Annotated in this window: 14 protein-coding genes; 5 read left to right on the forward strand and 9 right to left on the reverse strand. The window is 62.1% G+C overall.

The window, feature by feature from the left end:
* Positions 1–24 precede the first annotated feature (24 nt).
* Positions 25–1,677: a sensor histidine kinase gene (locus QMO82_RS19805; protein ID WP_183609481.1), complete on the forward strand. Its 1,653-nt coding sequence runs from the start codon at positions 25–27 to the stop codon at positions 1,675–1,677.
* A gap of 61 nt (positions 1,678–1,738) precedes the next feature.
* Entirely contained in the window at positions 1,739–2,221 is a 483-nt protein-coding gene (locus QMO82_RS19810) for a DUF992 domain-containing protein (RefSeq protein ID WP_183609480.1), read from the forward strand.
* Between the two features lie 54 nt (positions 2,222–2,275).
* Here QMO82_RS19810 and QMO82_RS19815 read toward each other — a convergent pair whose 3' ends face one another.
* The 6 genes from QMO82_RS19815 to QMO82_RS19840 form a co-directional block, all read right to left on the reverse strand.
* Positions 2,276–3,670: an NAD(P)(+) transhydrogenase (Re/Si-specific) subunit beta gene (locus QMO82_RS19815; RefSeq protein WP_183609479.1), complete on the reverse strand. Its 1,395-nt coding sequence runs from the start codon at positions 3,668–3,670 to the stop codon at positions 2,276–2,278.
* A gap of 7 nt (positions 3,671–3,677) precedes the next feature.
* Positions 3,678–4,076: a proton-translocating transhydrogenase family protein gene (locus QMO82_RS19820; RefSeq protein ID WP_003542949.1), complete on the reverse strand. Its 399-nt coding sequence runs from the start codon at positions 4,074–4,076 to the stop codon at positions 3,678–3,680.
* Positions 4,076–5,224, reverse strand: coding sequence for a Re/Si-specific NAD(P)(+) transhydrogenase subunit alpha (locus QMO82_RS19825; RefSeq protein WP_183609478.1), 1,149 nt, complete (start codon positions 5,222–5,224; stop codon positions 4,076–4,078). The genes QMO82_RS19820 and QMO82_RS19825 overlap by 1 nt, the downstream gene beginning before the upstream one ends.
* Positions 5,225–5,378: 154 nt before the next feature.
* The gene (locus QMO82_RS19830) at positions 5,379–5,603 is read right to left on the reverse strand and encodes an aa3-type cytochrome c oxidase subunit IV (RefSeq protein WP_097618207.1); all 225 of its coding nucleotides are present in this window, start codon (positions 5,601–5,603) and stop codon (positions 5,379–5,381) included.
* A 165-nt stretch (positions 5,604–5,768) separates the two neighbouring features.
* Entirely contained in the window at positions 5,769–6,521 is a 753-nt protein-coding gene (locus QMO82_RS19835; protein ID WP_183609477.1) for a hypothetical protein, read from the reverse strand.
* Positions 6,522–6,665: 144 nt separating this feature from the next.
* Positions 6,666–8,969 (reverse strand): bifunctional diguanylate cyclase/phosphodiesterase, encoded by a 2,304-nt coding sequence (locus QMO82_RS19840; protein ID WP_183609476.1) that lies wholly within the window; start codon positions 8,967–8,969, stop codon positions 6,666–6,668.
* Between the two features lie 328 nt (positions 8,970–9,297).
* Between QMO82_RS19840 and QMO82_RS19845 the strand changes: the two genes are divergently transcribed.
* Complete coding sequence (locus QMO82_RS19845; protein ID WP_183609475.1) at positions 9,298–9,837, forward strand: TRAP transporter small permease subunit; 540 nt, start codon at positions 9,298–9,300, stop codon at positions 9,835–9,837.
* 21 nt (positions 9,838–9,858) lie between these two features.
* Positions 9,859–11,358: a TRAP transporter large permease subunit gene (locus QMO82_RS19850; RefSeq protein WP_183609474.1), complete on the forward strand. Its 1,500-nt coding sequence runs from the start codon at positions 9,859–9,861 to the stop codon at positions 11,356–11,358.
* Between the two features lie 75 nt (positions 11,359–11,433).
* On the opposite strand, the gene QMO82_RS19855 is transcribed toward QMO82_RS19850, so the two are convergent.
* Positions 11,434–12,540, reverse strand: a complete 1,107-nt coding sequence (locus tag QMO82_RS19855; RefSeq protein WP_097618202.1) for a TRAP transporter substrate-binding protein — start codon at positions 12,538–12,540, stop codon at positions 11,434–11,436.
* Positions 12,541–12,833: 293 nt separating this feature from the next.
* On the opposite strand from QMO82_RS19855, the gene QMO82_RS19860 reads away from it, so the two are divergent.
* Positions 12,834–13,613 carry a gamma-glutamyl-gamma-aminobutyrate hydrolase family protein gene (locus QMO82_RS19860; RefSeq protein WP_183609473.1) on the forward strand — a complete coding sequence of 260 codons (780 nt, stop codon included), beginning with the start codon at positions 12,834–12,836 and terminating at the stop codon, positions 13,611–13,613.
* A gap of 67 nt (positions 13,614–13,680) precedes the next feature.
* On the opposite strand, the gene QMO82_RS19865 is transcribed toward QMO82_RS19860, so the two are convergent.
* Together QMO82_RS19865 and QMO82_RS19870 are read right to left on the reverse strand one after the other, a co-directional pair.
* A complete protein-coding gene (locus QMO82_RS19865; RefSeq protein WP_183609472.1) occupies positions 13,681–14,637 on the reverse strand; it encodes a 2-hydroxyacid dehydrogenase in 957 nt (318 codons plus the stop codon).
* 29 nt (positions 14,638–14,666) lie between these two features.
* Entirely contained in the window at positions 14,667–15,689 is a 1,023-nt protein-coding gene (locus QMO82_RS19870; protein ID WP_003566610.1) for a LacI family DNA-binding transcriptional regulator, read from the reverse strand.
* Positions 15,690–15,781 lie beyond the last annotated feature (92 nt).

Consider the following 15,781-nt stretch of genomic DNA (forward strand, 5'->3'; position numbering starts at 1 on the left):
CTGTAACACTCTGTGGCGCACCAGATGAAGATTGTCGCGCTGTTCTTTCCCAAAGCCTCGATCGGCACCTATCTTGTCGCCATGGCGGTGGCGATCGCCCTGCCGATCTTCGCCTTTGTGACGCTGCTTCTGCTGCAGCTGGAAGACAACCAGCGTTCGACGCTGCGGCGCGAGACGGCCCAGGATGCGCTTGCTCTTTCGCGCATCATCGACCGCCAGCTTCAGGATATGGCAACGACGCTGCGGCTGCTTTCGAGCTCGCCGGAGCTTGAAAACGGCAATCTCGCCGCCTTCCATCAGCGCACCGAAACGGCTCTCAGAGACAATACGCTCTATGTCATCGCCGTCGACCGCAGCGGCCAGCAGTTGCTGAACACGCGCCGAGCGTTCGGCACGCCGCTTGGCGAGATAGCCAACACTGCCGCCCTCCAGTCGGCCATGACCTCCGGTCGCATCGAAGCATCAGACGTCTTTCGCGGCCGCACCAGCGGCGACTGGGTCTATAACGTCACCCTGCCGCGGAAAAATGATCCCGTCGCAGCCCTCATCATCACCCAGGACGCCAAGGATCTGGGCAAGCTCGTGACGACAGAGGGGCTTGCCCCCGGCTGGTCGGCCGCCGTCATCGATCAGAGCGGCCACGTCGTCGCCGCCACCGGCCCCGCCAATCTCGAACCCGGCACGCCCTTCGATCCGCGCATCCTGCCGGCCTTCACTGCTTCCCGCGGCGTCTTCCAGGACGAGACGATCCTGCCGCATATGCTGCTCGGTTATGCCCGGATTCCCGGCTGGTCGTGGAAGACGGTGATCTGGGGACCGATCGCCCAGGCATCGATCCTCAGCACCTGGCGTTTCCTCATCATCGGCGGCGTGGCCCTTGTGCTCGTCGCCGTGCTGGGCGCCTACGCCGTCGCACGGCAGGTGCGCACCACCATCCGCGATATCGCCGAAATGGCGAACCGCATGGGCGAAGGCCATATCGTCTCGCCGGTCGAGACCAGCGTCATCGAGGCGAACCAGGTGGCGATCGCCCTTTCGAATGCCTCTTTCGATCGCAGCCAGACCGAGGACCGGCTGCGCTTCGTCATGCATGAGCTCGTCCACCGCACCAAGAACCTTCTGACACTTGCCCAGGCAATGATGCGCCAGCTCGCCAAGCAGGCCGACAGCGTCGAGACCTTCCAGGCCGCCGTCGCCGATCGCCTCGACGGGCTGGTCCGTTCGATCGAGCTCCTGACCAGCGAGCAATGGGGAGGGGTGTCGCTGCGACGGGTCGTCGACATCCATCTGCAGGCCTTCCCCCAATCGCGCGAACAGATCGACATCACAGGCGACGATTTCGTGCTGAAGCCGGATGCGGTGCAGAATCTCGGCCTCGCCTTGCATGAACTCGCCACCAATTCGGTGAAATATGGTGCACTCTCGGTGCCGCAGGGCCGTGTCCGCTTCGAATGGCATGACGTCAAAGAGGAGGACAAACCGGATGCCTTGCTCCGATTCACCTGGGAAGAGCGCGGCGGCCCGCCTGTTGTCGAGCCATCGCGCTCGGGCTTCGGCACTACCGTTATCAAGGCTCATGCCGCCTCGGCTTTCCGCGGTACGGTGCAGGTCGATTTCCTGCCCGAAGGCCTGCGCTGGGTGCTGACGGCGCAGCGCGCCATGCTGGAACGGGATTAGACTCCAGGAACAATCACCATCTCCACCCGTTTCGGACAGGTCGTTCCAAAGGAGAAAGACCATGTTCAAGCAAACCATGATCGCAGCCGCGGCACTGGCGGCCGCTGCCTGGGCAGGCCCGGCGGGCGCGGAAAGCTATGTCACGCTTGGCCGTCTGGTCTGCGGATCGGATGGCGGCCAGGGCCTGATCGTCGCCTCGCAGAAGAACCTCCTCTGCACCTATACGCCGGCGTCCGGCGGCGCCAAGGCGGTCTATGCCGGCAAGATCGAGAAATTCGGCATTGATATCGGCCAGACCGGCAAAAGCGTGATGATCTGGCAGGTGCTGGCCAAGACCGGCACGGATGTCCCGCAATTCGCCCTTGCCGGCGAATATTACGGCATCGGCGCCGATGTGAGCGTGGGCGCAGGCGCCGGCGCCAAAGTGATCGCCGGCGGCACCAACAAGGCCTTCATGCTGCAGCCATTGAATGTCCAAGCCCAGGAAGGGCTGAACCTGGCGATCGGCGTCGAGAAGATGACCCTCGTGCCGGGCGAGATATGACGAACACCCGGCCTGAATCGAACAGCCGCCCAAAGGCGGCTGTATCTGCGTCGATCAATGCGCGATGGCCTTGTTGATATCCTCGGTCATTTTCTTGGCGTCGCCGAGCAGCATCATCGTGCCGTCCTTGTAGAACAGCGTATTGTCGATGCCGGCATAACCCGAGCCGAGCGAGCGTTTGACGAAGAGGCAGGTCTTTGCCCGGTCGACGTCGAGAATCGGCATGCCGTAGATCGGCGAGGTCTTGTCGTCGCGGGCGGCCGGATTGGTGACATCATTGGCGCCGATGACATAGGCGACGTCGGCCTGGGCGAATTCCGAATTGATGTCCTCGAGCTCGAAGACCTCGTCATAGGGAACATTCGCTTCGGCAAGCAGCACGTTCATATGGCCGGGCATGCGGCCGGCGACCGGGTGGATCGCATATTTCACCTCGACGCCGTTCTTCTTCAGATTGTCGGCGAGTTCGCGCAGCGCATGCTGCGCCTGGGCGACCGCCATGCCGTATCCGGGCACGATGATGACCTTGGATGCATTCGCCATCAGATAGGCCGCATCCTCGGCGGAGCCGAGCTTGACCGTCTTATCAGAGGTATCGGGCCCACCGGACGCCGTCTCGCCGCCGAAACCGCCGAGGATAACCGAGATGAAGGAGCGGTTCATGCCCTTGCACATGATGTAGGACAGGATCGCGCCGGAGGAACCGACGAGCGCGCCGGTGATGATCAGCGCCAGATTGCCGAGCGTAAAGCCGATGCCGGCCGCGGCCCAGCCGGAATAGGAATTGAGCATCGAGACGACGACCGGCATATCGGCGCCGCCGATCGGCACGATCAGCAGGACGCCGAGTGCCAGCGACAGCGCCACGACAGCCCAGAAGTCGAAATGGCTTTCGGTGACGGCAAGTCCGATGATGAAGAGCACGATCAGCACCAGCAGGCTGGCATTGATCACATGCCGGTAGGGCAGCAGGATCGGCTTGCCGGACATGCGTCCGTCCAGCTTCAGGAAGGCGATGATCGAGCCGGTGAAGGTCAGCGCTCCGATCGCCACGCCAAGCGCCATCTCGATGCGCGCCTCGGTGTGGATCTGACCGATCTCGCCGATGCCGAACGAGGCGGGCGTATAGAGCGCCGAGGCCGCGACCAGCACGGCGGCGAGGCCGACCAGCGAATGGAAACCGGCGACCAGCTGCGGCATCGAAGTCATTGGGATGGTGCGAGCGACATAGGCGCCCACGCTGCCGCCGATGGCAAGGCCAAGGACGATCAGCACGAAGCCGCCGAAGTTCGGTGTGGCCAGCACGAGCGTGGTCAGGATGGCGATCCCCATACCGATCATGCCATAGAGATTGCCCTTGCGGCTGGTGGCCGGATGGGAGAGGCCGCGCAGCGCCAGGATGAAGAGAACGCCGGAAACGAGGTAGAGGAAGGCTGCGATATTGGTCATCACTCGCTTACCTGTCCTTCTTGCGGTACATCGAAAGCATCCGCTGCGTCACCAGGAAGCCGCCGAAGATGTTCACCGAGACGAGCACGAGGGCGACGAAACCGAAGCCGGTCGCAAGCCCGCTTGTAGAGATGCCGACCGCCAGCAGCGCGCCGACGACGATGACGGAGGAGATCGCGTTGGTGACGGCCATCAGCGGAGTATGCAGTGCCGGCGTTACCGACCACACGACGTAATAGCCGACGAAAATCGACAAGACGAAGATCGCCAGCTGAAAGACGAACGGATCGATCGCCCCGCCGGTCGCAGCACTTGCCGCTTCCGGTGCCTGGGCCGCCGCCGTGATGACGGCGGTCACTGCCTGGTCGAGCTGCTCCAGCGCTCTGTCCATTGCTTCACTGGCCATCACATGTCTCCCTTCCTCGCGCCGCCGAAGGCGGGATGAACTACGTCGCCGGCATAGGTCAGCATCGTCGCCTTGACGAGTTCGTCGTCGAGATTGGCGACGACCGTCTTGGTTTCCTTGTTGACCATGGTCTCCAGGAAGGTGACGAGGTTCTTGGCGTAGAGCGCCGAGGCGCTGGCCGCGACCCGGCCCGGCATGTTGGCGAAACCGATTACCCTGACACCCTCGACATCGGCGATCTCGCCGGCAACGACACCCTCGATATTGCCGCCGCGTTCGACCGCGAGATCGACGGCGACCGCCCCCGGCTTCATCGCGGCAAGCATGGCGCGCGAAACGAGCCGCGGCGCCGCACGGCCGGGGATAAGCGCGGTGGTGATGACGATATCCTGCTTGGCGATATGTTCGGCAACCAGAGCCGCCTGCTTCGCCTGGTAGTCGGCCGACATTTCCTTGGCATAGCCGCCGGCCGTTTCCGCCGCCTTGAACTCCTCGTCCTCGACGGCAATGAACTTGGCGCCGAGCGAGGCGACCTGTTCCTTGGCGGCCGGGCGAACGTCGGTGGCCGAGACCGCGGCACCCAGGCGACGGGCCGTCGCGATCGCCTGGAGGCCGGCAACGCCCGCCCCCATGACGAAAACCTTGGCGGCCGGCACGGTGCCGGCTGCCGTCATCATCATCGGCATGGCGCGGTCATAGACACCAGCCGCCTCGATGACGGCCTGGTAGCCAGCGAGATTGGCCTGTGAGGAAAGCACGTCCATGGACTGGGCACGGGTGATGCGCGGCATCAGTTCCATCGCGAAAGCCGAAAGCCCGGCACTTGCTAGAGCCGCGATCGCTTCGTCATTGCCGTAGGGATCCATGATGGCGATGACGACAGCGCCGCTCTTGTAACCGGCGATTTCCGACGGGCTCGGACGGCGCACCTTCAGCACCACATCGGCGGAGGCGGCATCGGCAAAGCTGCCGATCCTGGCGCCCGCGGCCTCGAACTCTCCGTCCGGAATGCGCGAAGCCGCACCGGCGCCGGCTTCGACGACGACGTCGAAGCCGAAACTCTTCATTTTCTTCACGGTCTCGGCGGAGGCCGCAACACGCGTCTCCTCGCCCGCAATTTCCCTTGCAACGAAAACGATATTGCCCAACTGCCCCCTCCTCCGGGTCAGCCAGACCGCCGCAGGCTTGCCTGCGCGGGCCAAGCACCTAGTTCACATAGCTTCGGAGAAGCTCTCCTCCCTCAGAGCGCCGTGCGTCCTTCCGGACGCACAAAGGACGCTCCGCCCCTCTGAATCGACGCGATCAGCGGAACAGGAAGATGCCGATGGCAAGAAGAATGATGAAGACGAAGAGGCCGCCGAGAAGGCCGGCGCCGCCGAAGAAACCGGCGGTCATCGCCAGCAGGAGGACGATGAGAAGCATCGAGCCGTATTTCGCGCCGGCGATGAACATGTCGTAGGTCTTTTCATGTTCCTTGTAATCCATCGGCGCGCCGGTCTCGACCGGTCCGGTATGATGTTCGGCCATAAATATCGTCTCCCTCAAATGCCTTTGCGCAGCCTGATTCCCTCGCCGAACGAGGGAAATCCCTGGCTGCAGGGATTACACAATGACAGGCGAAAGCGCAATGCATGAGAATGCCGCAGCAGCCGCCTCGCAACCACCTTCTCTTGAGCCGGAGGGAAGAAGAAATCAGAGCGGCAGATCGGTGCCGAGCTCGCCTGGCGGTACGAAACGCGCCGTCGGAATGATGGTGAGCGGCGGCAGCGTGTCGTTGGGATTGCGCGAAAACATCATGCGCTGCTCGCTGGCGCTGGAGATGAAGAAGGGATAGCGCGTCAACAGCTTGCGCCCGACCTCGATCACGTTCGTCGCCATCAGCGTCACGTCAACCCCGTAACTCTCCGCCAGCCGGCCGGGCACGATGGTATCGGCATAGAAAACCCGCTTGTAGAAGGCGGCATGTGGGGGGCGGACGGACTGAATAACGCGGTCCGCCCGGAAATACGCTGCGGCAACGATGGCGGGTCTCAGCGTCAGATAGGGAACCCATGGCATGTCGGCGGCGAAATCCGGATCGGCCGCGAAACGCGCCGGGTCGATCAAGGTCAGTCCGGCGTCCAAAAGCTCATCCATCGCCTCGGGAAAGGCCTCTCCGGACCGGCTGACACGATGCTCCGGCGTCACATAGTGAAGTCGGATCGTACTGACCAGTTCACCATAATGGTACAGACCGAAGATATAGGCATGGCTGTCGAAATCGACATCGTCCAATAGGCCTCCCGGGGCAAGCGACAGCGCGTCGTGGGCCTTGTAGGCCTTGTAGCGCAGCCGCTCTACCTCCTCCATGTCTTCGCCGCTTTCGACGCGGCGATATTCGACGTGATCCAGAATTTCCAGGATTTTCCTGCTGAAATCGCCACGCGCAAAAAGTGTATCTGACATTCTCTCGATCCGCTTGTTAACGGATCATTAATCATACGCCACCGACATTTAGGCAAGGAAATCCGATAATTCGCTTTGTATATAAAGTATTAAGGTTAACGGCAGGGGGGATTTTCAGCAAAAGATGCGGCCGCTGCAGGGCGCTCAGGCGACCTTGTTGCGACGGCGCGGGACGGTGCGGCGGCCGATTCCCTCTTGCAACAGCCTGATGTTCTGGGAAGGCACCGGTTGCGAGAAAACATAGCCCTGTACCAGATCGGTGCTGCGGTGTTTGTTGAGCAGGGCCAGCTGTTCCTCGGTCTCGACCCCCTCGATGACGATCTTCAGGCCAAGCTCCCGAGCGAGATGGACCGTACCGCGCAATAGCTTGAGGCGGCGGGTATCCTCGACGATGTTGCGCACGAAGGAGCGGTCGATCTTGACGATATCGAGCGGCAGGGTGTCGAGATAGCTGAGGCTGGAGAAGCCGGTACCGAAATCGTCGATGGCGATGGTGATGCCGCGGGCCCTGAGCTCCGCCAGGATGGCGCGAACGGCCGCCGGCTCGTCGATCAGGCAGCTTTCCGTGACTTCGAGATGCAGCCGCGCCGCGTCGAGGCCGGAATGAGCAAGCGCTTCGGCGACCACCTGGAGGATGTCGGCATCCCTGAGGTCCCGCGCCGAGAGGTTGACCGAGACGGCGATATGGTCCGGCCAGTTCATGCATTCGCTGCATGCCTTGAACAGGACGAAGCGGGTGATGTCGGAGATGATGCCCATATCCTCGGCGAGCCGGATGAAGACATCGGGCGGGATCGAGCCCCTCTCCGGATGCACCCAGCGCGCCAAGGCTTCGGCGCATTCGATCCGCGAGCCGTCGGCCCGGAACATCGGCTGGAAGACCAGATGCAGCGCCTGTGCCGAAACCGCATCGCGCAGATCCGCCTTCAGCTTCTGCTGCTCGATATAGCGGCCATCCATCTCGCGCTCGAAGCCTGAAATGCCGCCCCTGAAGCGCGACTTGCTTTCGAACAGCGCAAGATCCGCCTTGACGCTCCATTCGTCCATCGCGAAGGCGGTGCTTTCGAGGATCGCGTAGCCGGCGCTGAGCGAAACGAGGAAGGTCAGCTCGTCGACCTCGTAGTTCCCCTGGATCGCGGCGTGCACGCGGCGGATCTCGATATCGAGCGAGGCCGGCTCCTTCGCATGCGGGAAAAACAGGATGAACTGGTCGCCCATCAGCCGGCCCAGAATAGCGTTGCCGGAAGCCTGCTTGATGCGAGCGGCGATCGCACAGAGCAGATGGTCGCCGGTAACATGGCCGCGCATGTCGTTGACATGCTTGAACTCGTCGATATCGAGCACCATGAAGCCGAGCGGTCCCGACTTCCTCGGATGTTTGGCGAGATAGTCCTGCACCAGCTGGCCGAAATATTCCCGGTTGGGCAGGCCGGTCATCGCATCGAAGCGCACCATGTGCAGGATCTTCTGCTCCGCCTTCACCCGGCTCGACACGTCCTCGAAGATCAGCACGGCGCCGCCGTCGGCCCTGCGGCTGGCGGAGAATTCGAGCGACAGGCTCTCGGGAAAATGAATGAGCGTGCGCGACAGGTTGCCTTCGGCCACCTGGGTCAGCTGGCGCAGGATCAGCTCCGGCTGCGAGGCGTCCATGAAGCTGTAGCGCGCGCCATAGCGCAGCACGGCGCCGAGGTCGCGATCCTTCAGCCGCTCCGGAGCACCGATCTTCAACAGCTCGCAGGCCTTGCGATTGACGACCTGAATGCGGTTTTCGGCATCGACCATGACGAGGCCGTGCGGCATGTTGTTGAGCGCCGTATCGAAACGATCGGCGATAATGGTGATTTCCCGGCGCGCGATGACGTTTTCATAGAGAAACTCGCGCACGCCGTTCGCCATGGCCCGCGTCGTCAGCCAGAAAGGAATGAGGAAGATCGACAGCACGCCGCGATAGAAATCCATCGCCAGCAGGCTGCAGACGATCATCGGCAGGCAGCAGAAGAAGGTCTGGAGGTCGACTGCGAAGCGCGAACCGTAATTGCGGCCGACGACGGAAACCATGGTCGCCATGGTGACGGAAATGCAGGCAAGTTCCGCAAAGGAATCATGCACGACGAAGATGGCGTAGCCGCTGGCGATGCCGAGGAGCGCGGTGGTGCAAGCTCCACTGGTAACGAGAATCCGCTCCCAACGCTCGATGTCGGCGCGCGACAGGCTGTCCTTGTCGACGCGATCGAACCGTCGGAAGATGACCATGCGAGCGCCGAAGACCAGAAGGAAGGCGGCCGACAGCAGGACATAGATGGAATACTGCGTCTTGGCGGCCACTGCTAGGCACGTCGCAATATGCACGATGACGCCAACAAGAAGCGTCATGCGGTTCCCGGAAAGGGAACTCACAAACGACAGATACACATCTAAAGGGACCCTGTTCGGGTTATCTGGCTTCATCCACACTTTCCCTGTGCGCGGGAATTCTAAGCCCAACCCTTTAAAAATTGATTTCAATGGAATCAAACATTTGGTCAAATTTTCTAAAACTAGAGGATGAACTGCACAGCCTAAGCGCGCTGACGCAGCCTATTGGCGAGATTGTTGAAATATTTTATCCACGCCTGGGTTGCTGAAATATTCGACGGTCGGATGAGCCGACCCGTACAGGTAAGACTATACTCCTAGGCAAGGCATTTATCCTTCCAATTTCAAAGGCCGTGGTCTACATCGATTGCAAGAGGGAAAGCTGCCGGAAAACCGGCAGGACAAGAACAAGGGGAGGCGCATGTCGGTACTTCTGGCAGCAAGCCGGCTGATCGACCGGATCAGCCAGTTCATGGGCAAAATTTCCGAATATATGGTGCTGTTCTGCTGTCTGATCAGCGCCGGAAACGCCATCGTCCGCTATGCCTTCAATTACAGTTCGAACGGCTGGCTGGAGATCCAGTGGTATCTCTTCGCTTTCGTCGTGCTGCTCGGCGCCTCGCATGCACTGCGCAACAATGAGCATGTCCGCGTCGACCTGATCTATGGCTCGGTTTCCGACAGGGCGAAGATCTGGATCGACATCTTCGGCCTCATCCTCTTCCTCATCCCCGTCTGCATCTTCCTCGCCTGGGTCTCCTGGCCCTTCTTCGCGCTCTCCTACCGGCAGGGGGAAATATCGGGCAATGCTGGCGGGCTGATCCGCTGGCCCGTCAAGCTGGTCCTCGTCGCCGGTTTCGCGCTGCTTTCCTTGCAGGGCGTTTCCGAGCTGATCAAACGGATCGCAGCCGTTACCGGCCATATCAGCATCGATACAAAATACGAAAAGCCGCTGCAGTAACGCGGGCTGGGAGAAACGGATTTGTTTGATTTCGGCATCATTCCGCCGGCGATGTTCCTGGGCATGGTCATCTTCATGCTCTACGGCTTTCCGGTCGCCTTTTCGCTGGCCGCCGTCGGTCTGTTCTTCGGCATTATCGGCATCGTCACCGGCCATTTCAACGAAGCCCTCCTGCAGGCCCTGCCGCTTCGTTTCTTCGGCATCGTCTCCAACGACCTCCTGCTCGCAATTCCCTTCTTCACCTTCATGGGTGCGATCCTGGAACGCTGCGGGTTGGCCGAGGATCTGCTCGAAGGCACCGGCAAACTCTTCGGCGGCATACCCGGCGGTCTCGCCTATGCCGTCATCCTCGTCGGTGCCGTGCTCGGCGCGATCACCGGCACGGTGGCCGCCTCCGTCATCACCATGGGGGTGATCTCACTGCCGATCATGCTGCGCTATGGCTACAGCCCGCGGCTTGCCACCGGCGTCATCGCCGCGTCGGGCACCATCACCCAGGTGATCCCGCCCTCGCTCGTGCTCGTCGTTCTCGCCGACCAGCTCGGCCGGTCGGTCGGCGACATGTATCTCGGCGCCATCGGCCCTTCGATCCTGCAGGTGACGATCTTCATCCTCTTCATCCTGGTGATGTCGATCATCCGGCCGAAATCGATGCCGCCGCTGCCGAAGGAAGTGCGCGGCGACTTCAACTGGGCACTGCTCGTCAAAGTGCTGATGGGCATGGTGCCCTCGATCGTGCTGATCTTCCTGGTGCTCGGGACGATCTTCATGGGGCTTGCGACGCCGACGGAAGCCGGCGCGCTCGGCGTCGTCGGCGCCATGCTGCTCGCCGCCATGAATCGCCGCCTCACCTGGCCGCTGATCCGCGAGGCGATGACATCGACAACGCACATCACCTCGATGGTGGTGATGATCCTGATCGGCTCCACTTGTTTCAGCCTGGTCTTCCAGGGCATGGACGGCTCGCGCTGGATCGAGCACATGCTGTCGGGCATACCCGGCGGCCCGGTCGGTTTCCTGATCTTCGTCAACATCTTCATCTTCGTGCTCGCCTTCTTCCTCGATTTCTTCGAGATCGCCTTCATCGTCATCCCGATGCTTGCCCCCGTTGCCTCCAGTCTCGGCATCGATCTGATCTGGTTCGGCGTGCTGATCTGCGTCAACATGCAGACGAGCTTCATGCACCCGCCTTTCGGCTTCGCGCTGTTCTACCTGCGCTCGATCGCCGGCAAGGACGTCAAGACCTCCGATATCTACATGGGCGCGCTCCCCTGGGTCGGCATGCAGCTGATCCTGGTGGCGATCGTGATCTTCTGGCCGCAATCGGTCACCTATTGGCTGGATCACGGCCCGAAGGTCGACCCGAACTCGATCAAGATCGAAATCCCCGCCTTCGGCGGCGGGCAACTCGGCCTGCCGCCGCTGGGCGGCGGCAACAACAGCTCACCGCAGATTCCCGGCCTCACCCTGCCGCCGCTGAACGGCCTGCCCGGGGGCGCACCGCCGGCGCCCGCCAAATAGCGTGGAAAAGAAAAACCCCCGGACCGAAAGATCCGGGGGTTTTGTCATCGGCTGAAATCAAGCGTCGGCGAAAGCTTAAAGCTTCCCGGCCCGCTGCTGGATCATCATAAACGTATCGAAAGTATATTCCGAAAGCTGCATCCAGAGATAGGCGTCCCGCTTAAAGGCGGTCTGGTCGTCGTAGATCTTCTTGAAATACTGGTTGGTGCCCGAGATTTCGGCGTAGATGCCGGTCGCCGCCTGGAAGCAGGCTTCCATGATTTCCTGGCTAAACGGGCGCAGCGTCGCGCCTTCCGCAACCAGCTGCTTCAGCGCCGTCGGGTTCTTGGTGTCGTACTTCGCCAGCATGTTGGTGTTGGCGAAGGCGCAGGCATCGGTCAGCGCTGCCTGATAATGCTTGGGCAGGCTGCTCCATTTTTCGAGATTGAAGAACCCGTGCACCGTCGGGCCACCTTCCCACCAGCCCGGATAGTAGTAATACTTCGCCACCTTGTGAAAGCCGAGCTTCAGGTCGTCATAAGGACCGACGAATTCCGCCGCATCGATCGTGCCTTTTTCCAGCGCCGGATAGATGTCGCCGCCGGCGATCTGCTGCGGGATGACGCCGACTTTCTCCATGACGCGGCCGGCAAGGCCGGCAATGCGCATCTTGACGCCCTTGAGATCGTCGAGCGTGTTGATTTCCTTGCGGAACCAGCCGCCCATCTGCGCACCGGTATTGCCGGCCGGCAGCGCATACATGCCCTGTGTCGCATAGAATTCGTTCATCAGCTTGTTGCCGTTGCCTTCATAATACCAGGCATTGGTCAGGCGGCTGTTCAGGCCGAACGGGATGGCCGTTCCGATGGCATAGGTCGGGTCCTTGCCGACGAAATAATAGGAGGTGGTGTGGGCTGCCTCGACCGTACCGGCGGCCACCGCATCGACGGCCTGCAGGCCCGGCACGATTTCACCGGCCGCGAAGGGCTGGATCGTGAAATTACCGTCCGTTGCGGCGGCAACATGCTTGGCGATATCCTCGGCACCGCCATAGATCGTGTCCAGGCTCTTCGGAAACGACGACGTCATGCGCCATGCGATCTTCGGATTTTCCTGCGCGATCGCAGGCGCTGCCAATGCCGTTGCGGCTACCGCACCGGCGCTGGCGGTCCCCGCCTTCTTGAAAAACGAACGACGATCCATCAAAAACCTCCCGTATAGATGGCACTGCGCGGCCGATCTTCACCCCTACCCGCAGCAAGGGCAAACCTAAGCATGGCGAAGGCCGCGATTCAAGCGTTAGTCTATTAGCCTTTGGCATCAAGACGACAATAAGACAGTGCGAACGTGCCCATCAAAATCAGCGGCTTAGCAGCAAGCACGGTAGCCTCGGCACCATTTCCGCCGCAATTTGGCCGCCTGATACAGCCAGGCGTTGACTTGACGACCCTTCTGGCGGCAGAAACGACAAGCATCAAGATTTGACCGGGGCTGATATGACGAAACCGATCGTTGCCATTCCTGCCGATATCCGCAGCTTCGACGGCGCGACCTGGCACGCCGTGCAGCATCAATATCTGCGAGCCGCATTGAACGCGGCCGGCGTCATGGCCTTCATCATTCCGGCCTTCGAAGAGGGTTACGACACCGACGCGATCCTCGACCGCGTCGACGGCCTCTTGGTTTCCGGCTCGGCGAGCAATGTGCATCCCTCCCTCTACGGCGCCGAGGCCAATGACAAGGACGGCCCCTTCGACCCTGCCCGCGACGCCACCAGCCTGCCGCTCATCCGCCGCGCCATCGACCGCGCCATCCCGCTGCTCGCCATCTGCCGCGGCATCCAGGAGCTGAACGTCGCGCTCGGCGGCTCGCTGGCAAGCGAGATCCAGGAGCAGCCCGGCATCTGGGACCACCGCCGGCCGGAAGGCGTCGACCGGGACGGCATGTACGCCATTCGCCAGAGCGTCCACGTCAAGGAGGGATCCTGCATAGCAGGCATTCTCGGCCCGGGCGAGGTCCGCGTGAACTCCCTGCATCGCCAGGCAATCGCCAGGACCGCGCCGCGCCTGCAGGTGGAAGCGATCGCCGAAGACGGCACGGTGGAGGCCGTCTCCGTCATCGACGCCAAGGCTTTCGCCGTCGGCGTGCAATGGCATCCGGAATATTGGGCCGAAACCGACAAGCCGTCGAACAAGCTGTTTGCAGCCTTCGGCGACGCCGTCCGCAGCCATGCCGCCGGCAAGCAGCCGGTTATCGCGGCCCAGGCGATCGCCTGACACTGCGCTGGCCGCACCGATAATAGATAGCGTGCTGGAGCCGGGCGCAGAGTTCTTTGCGGCGCGCCTAAGCCTTTTGCGGCGTCTCCGGCACCGGCGTCAGCGCCGACCCCTTCTCGAACCAGGCGATGAGATTATCGGCGACGAGATCGGCCATCGCATTGCGGGTCGGCACTGACGCGGAGGCGACGTGCGGCAGCAGCACGGCATTCTTAGGCGCGAGCAGGTCAGCCGGCACCGTCGGCTCGTCGTAGAAGACGTCCAGGCCGGCTGCCCCCAGCGCGCCGGAGGCAAGGGCGGCACTCAGCGCCTCTTCGTCCACCGTCCAGCCGCGGCCGACGTTGACGAGAATGCCGTTCGGGCCGAGTGCGGCCAGAATTTCGGCATCGATGGTCTTGTGCGTCTGGGGCGTCTTCGGAACGATGGCGATCAGCGTATCCACCGCCTCCGCCAGCCCCTTCAGCGTCGGGTGATAATCATAGGGCGCATCGACATGGCGCGAACGGGTGTGATAGCTGATCTTCACCTTGAACGGCTCCAGCCGCTTGGCGATTTCAAGCCCGATGCGGCCAAGGCCGTAAAGCCCGATATGACGGCCCTTGAGCGAGAAGCGCGACAGCGGATAGGCCGTGCCCGGCTTCCAGTTGCCGGCGCGCAGCCAGGCTTCGGCCCGCGGCAGTTCGCGGATGGTGTTCAGGAGCAGGCCGATCGCCGTATCGGCGACCTCGTCGTTCAGCACATCCGGCGTGTTGGTGACGACGATGCCCTTTTCGGCGGCACGTTTCACATCCATACCGTCATAACCGACGCCGAAGCTGGCGATCACCTCGACATGAGGGAGCTGATCCATCCAGGCGCCGGGAAAGGCGCCGGAGACGGCAACGCCGCGAATGCGGGCGGCGGTCTCACCGTCGAGTGCAAGCCTTTCCGCCCGCGGGACAGCGACAATCTCAAAACGATCCTTCAGGCTATCGAGAACACGATCGTGTATCTTCCCGGGAACGAGAATGGCGATGCGGGACACGGCTTTTCCTCTTGGGTGGCGGTCTAGGGTCAGGCGCGGGGCCGATGGGGGCTGGTGGACTGGCGAATGCGCATTTCCGGTTTGATCAGATGCATGCCGTCAGGTTCGTGGCTGCCGGCTAGGCGATCAAGCAGCGCCCGGGCGGCCAGGCGCCCGACCTCGGCCTGGCCGTTCCAGACGGTCGTCAGCGCCGGCGTGGCGATCGAGGCCTCCTCGAGATCATCATAACCGGTGACGGAAATGTCGCGTCCCGGCATCAGGCCGGCGCGCGCAATGCCGTTCATCAGCCCGATCGCCACGAGATCGTTCCAGCAGACGGCCGCCGTCGGCTTTTGCGGCAGCGACAGGAAATGCACGGCGGCCTCGAAGCCGCCCTGTTTCGAGCGCGGGCCGGGAATGCGCAGGTTCGGATCGACCTCGATACCGGCCTTGCGCAACGCATTGACATAACCCTGGTAGCGGTCGCGGCCGGTGGAGGTCTGGTCCGTGCCGCCGATCATGGCGATCGAGCGGTGGCCGAGGCCGATCAGGTGGTTGGTGGCAAGCGAGATGCCGTAGCTGTCGTCGCCGCGATAGGTCGGCAGGTCCTGCCCTTCCATCGAGCGGGCAACCAGGATCGCCGGCATGCCGTTTTCTTCCGCCAGTTGCACGTCCTCAGGCGGCGTGCCGATCGCCGGCGACATGATGACGCCGTCGCCGCCGAGCTGCAGCAGCGTCTCGATGAAGGTGCGCTGCTTTTCGACATTGTCGTAATGGTTGGACAGGATGAAGGTGTGGCGGCTGCGATCGAGCTCGCTTTCGATCGCCTTCAGGATCTCCCCGTAGAAGGGGTTCATGATGTCGTGCACGACGACGCCGATGATGCCGGAGCGCGAGGTGCGAAGACTGGCGGCGCGGCGATTGTAGATATAGCCGAGCGCGCGCGCCTGTTCCTTGATCTTCTCCCGCGTATTGCCGGCGACGAGCGGGCTGTCGCGTAAGGCAAGCGATACGGTCGCCGTTGAAATGCCGAGCGTTTCGGCAATCGTCGAAAGCTTGATCTTCTGGACCACGTGTCCTCCTCCAGGCAGCACGCAAGACAGCGAGACCCCGCCGGAAAACCGGCGCGGCCCCTTAAAATGTTTAATTAAAAGATTTAATCGGT

Source organism: Rhizobium sp. BT04 (genome assembly GCF_030053135.1).
Lineage (GTDB): Bacteria > Pseudomonadota > Alphaproteobacteria > Rhizobiales > Rhizobiaceae > Rhizobium > Rhizobium binxianense.

Bases quoted from the DNA above. Each gene is read 5' to 3' on its own strand.
- QMO82_RS19805 (WP_183609481.1), top strand. From the start codon at position 25: ATGAAGATTGTCGCGCTGTTCTTTCCCAAAGCCTCGATCGGCACCTAT.
- QMO82_RS19810 (WP_183609480.1), top strand. From the start codon at position 1,739: ATGTTCAAGCAAACCATGATCGCAGCCGCGGCACTGGCGGCCGCTGCC.
- QMO82_RS19815 (WP_183609479.1), bottom strand. From the start codon at position 3,670: ATGACCAATATCGCAGCCTTCCTCTACCTCGTTTCCGGCGTTCTCTTC.
- QMO82_RS19820 (WP_003542949.1), bottom strand. From the start codon at position 4,076: ATGGCCAGTGAAGCAATGGACAGAGCGCTGGAGCAGCTCGACCAGGCA.
- QMO82_RS19830 (WP_097618207.1), bottom strand. From the start codon at position 5,603: ATGGCCGAACATCATACCGGACCGGTCGAGACCGGCGCGCCGATGGAT.
- QMO82_RS19835 (WP_183609477.1), bottom strand. From the start codon at position 6,521: ATGTCAGATACACTTTTTGCGCGTGGCGATTTCAGCAGGAAAATCCTG.
- QMO82_RS19840 (WP_183609476.1), bottom strand. From the start codon at position 8,969: ATGAAGCCAGATAACCCGAACAGGGTCCCTTTAGATGTGTATCTGTCG.
- QMO82_RS19845 (WP_183609475.1), top strand. From the start codon at position 9,298: ATGTCGGTACTTCTGGCAGCAAGCCGGCTGATCGACCGGATCAGCCAG.
- QMO82_RS19855 (WP_097618202.1), bottom strand. From the start codon at position 12,540: ATGGATCGTCGTTCGTTTTTCAAGAAGGCGGGGACCGCCAGCGCCGGT.
- QMO82_RS19860 (WP_183609473.1), top strand. From the start codon at position 12,834: ATGACGAAACCGATCGTTGCCATTCCTGCCGATATCCGCAGCTTCGAC.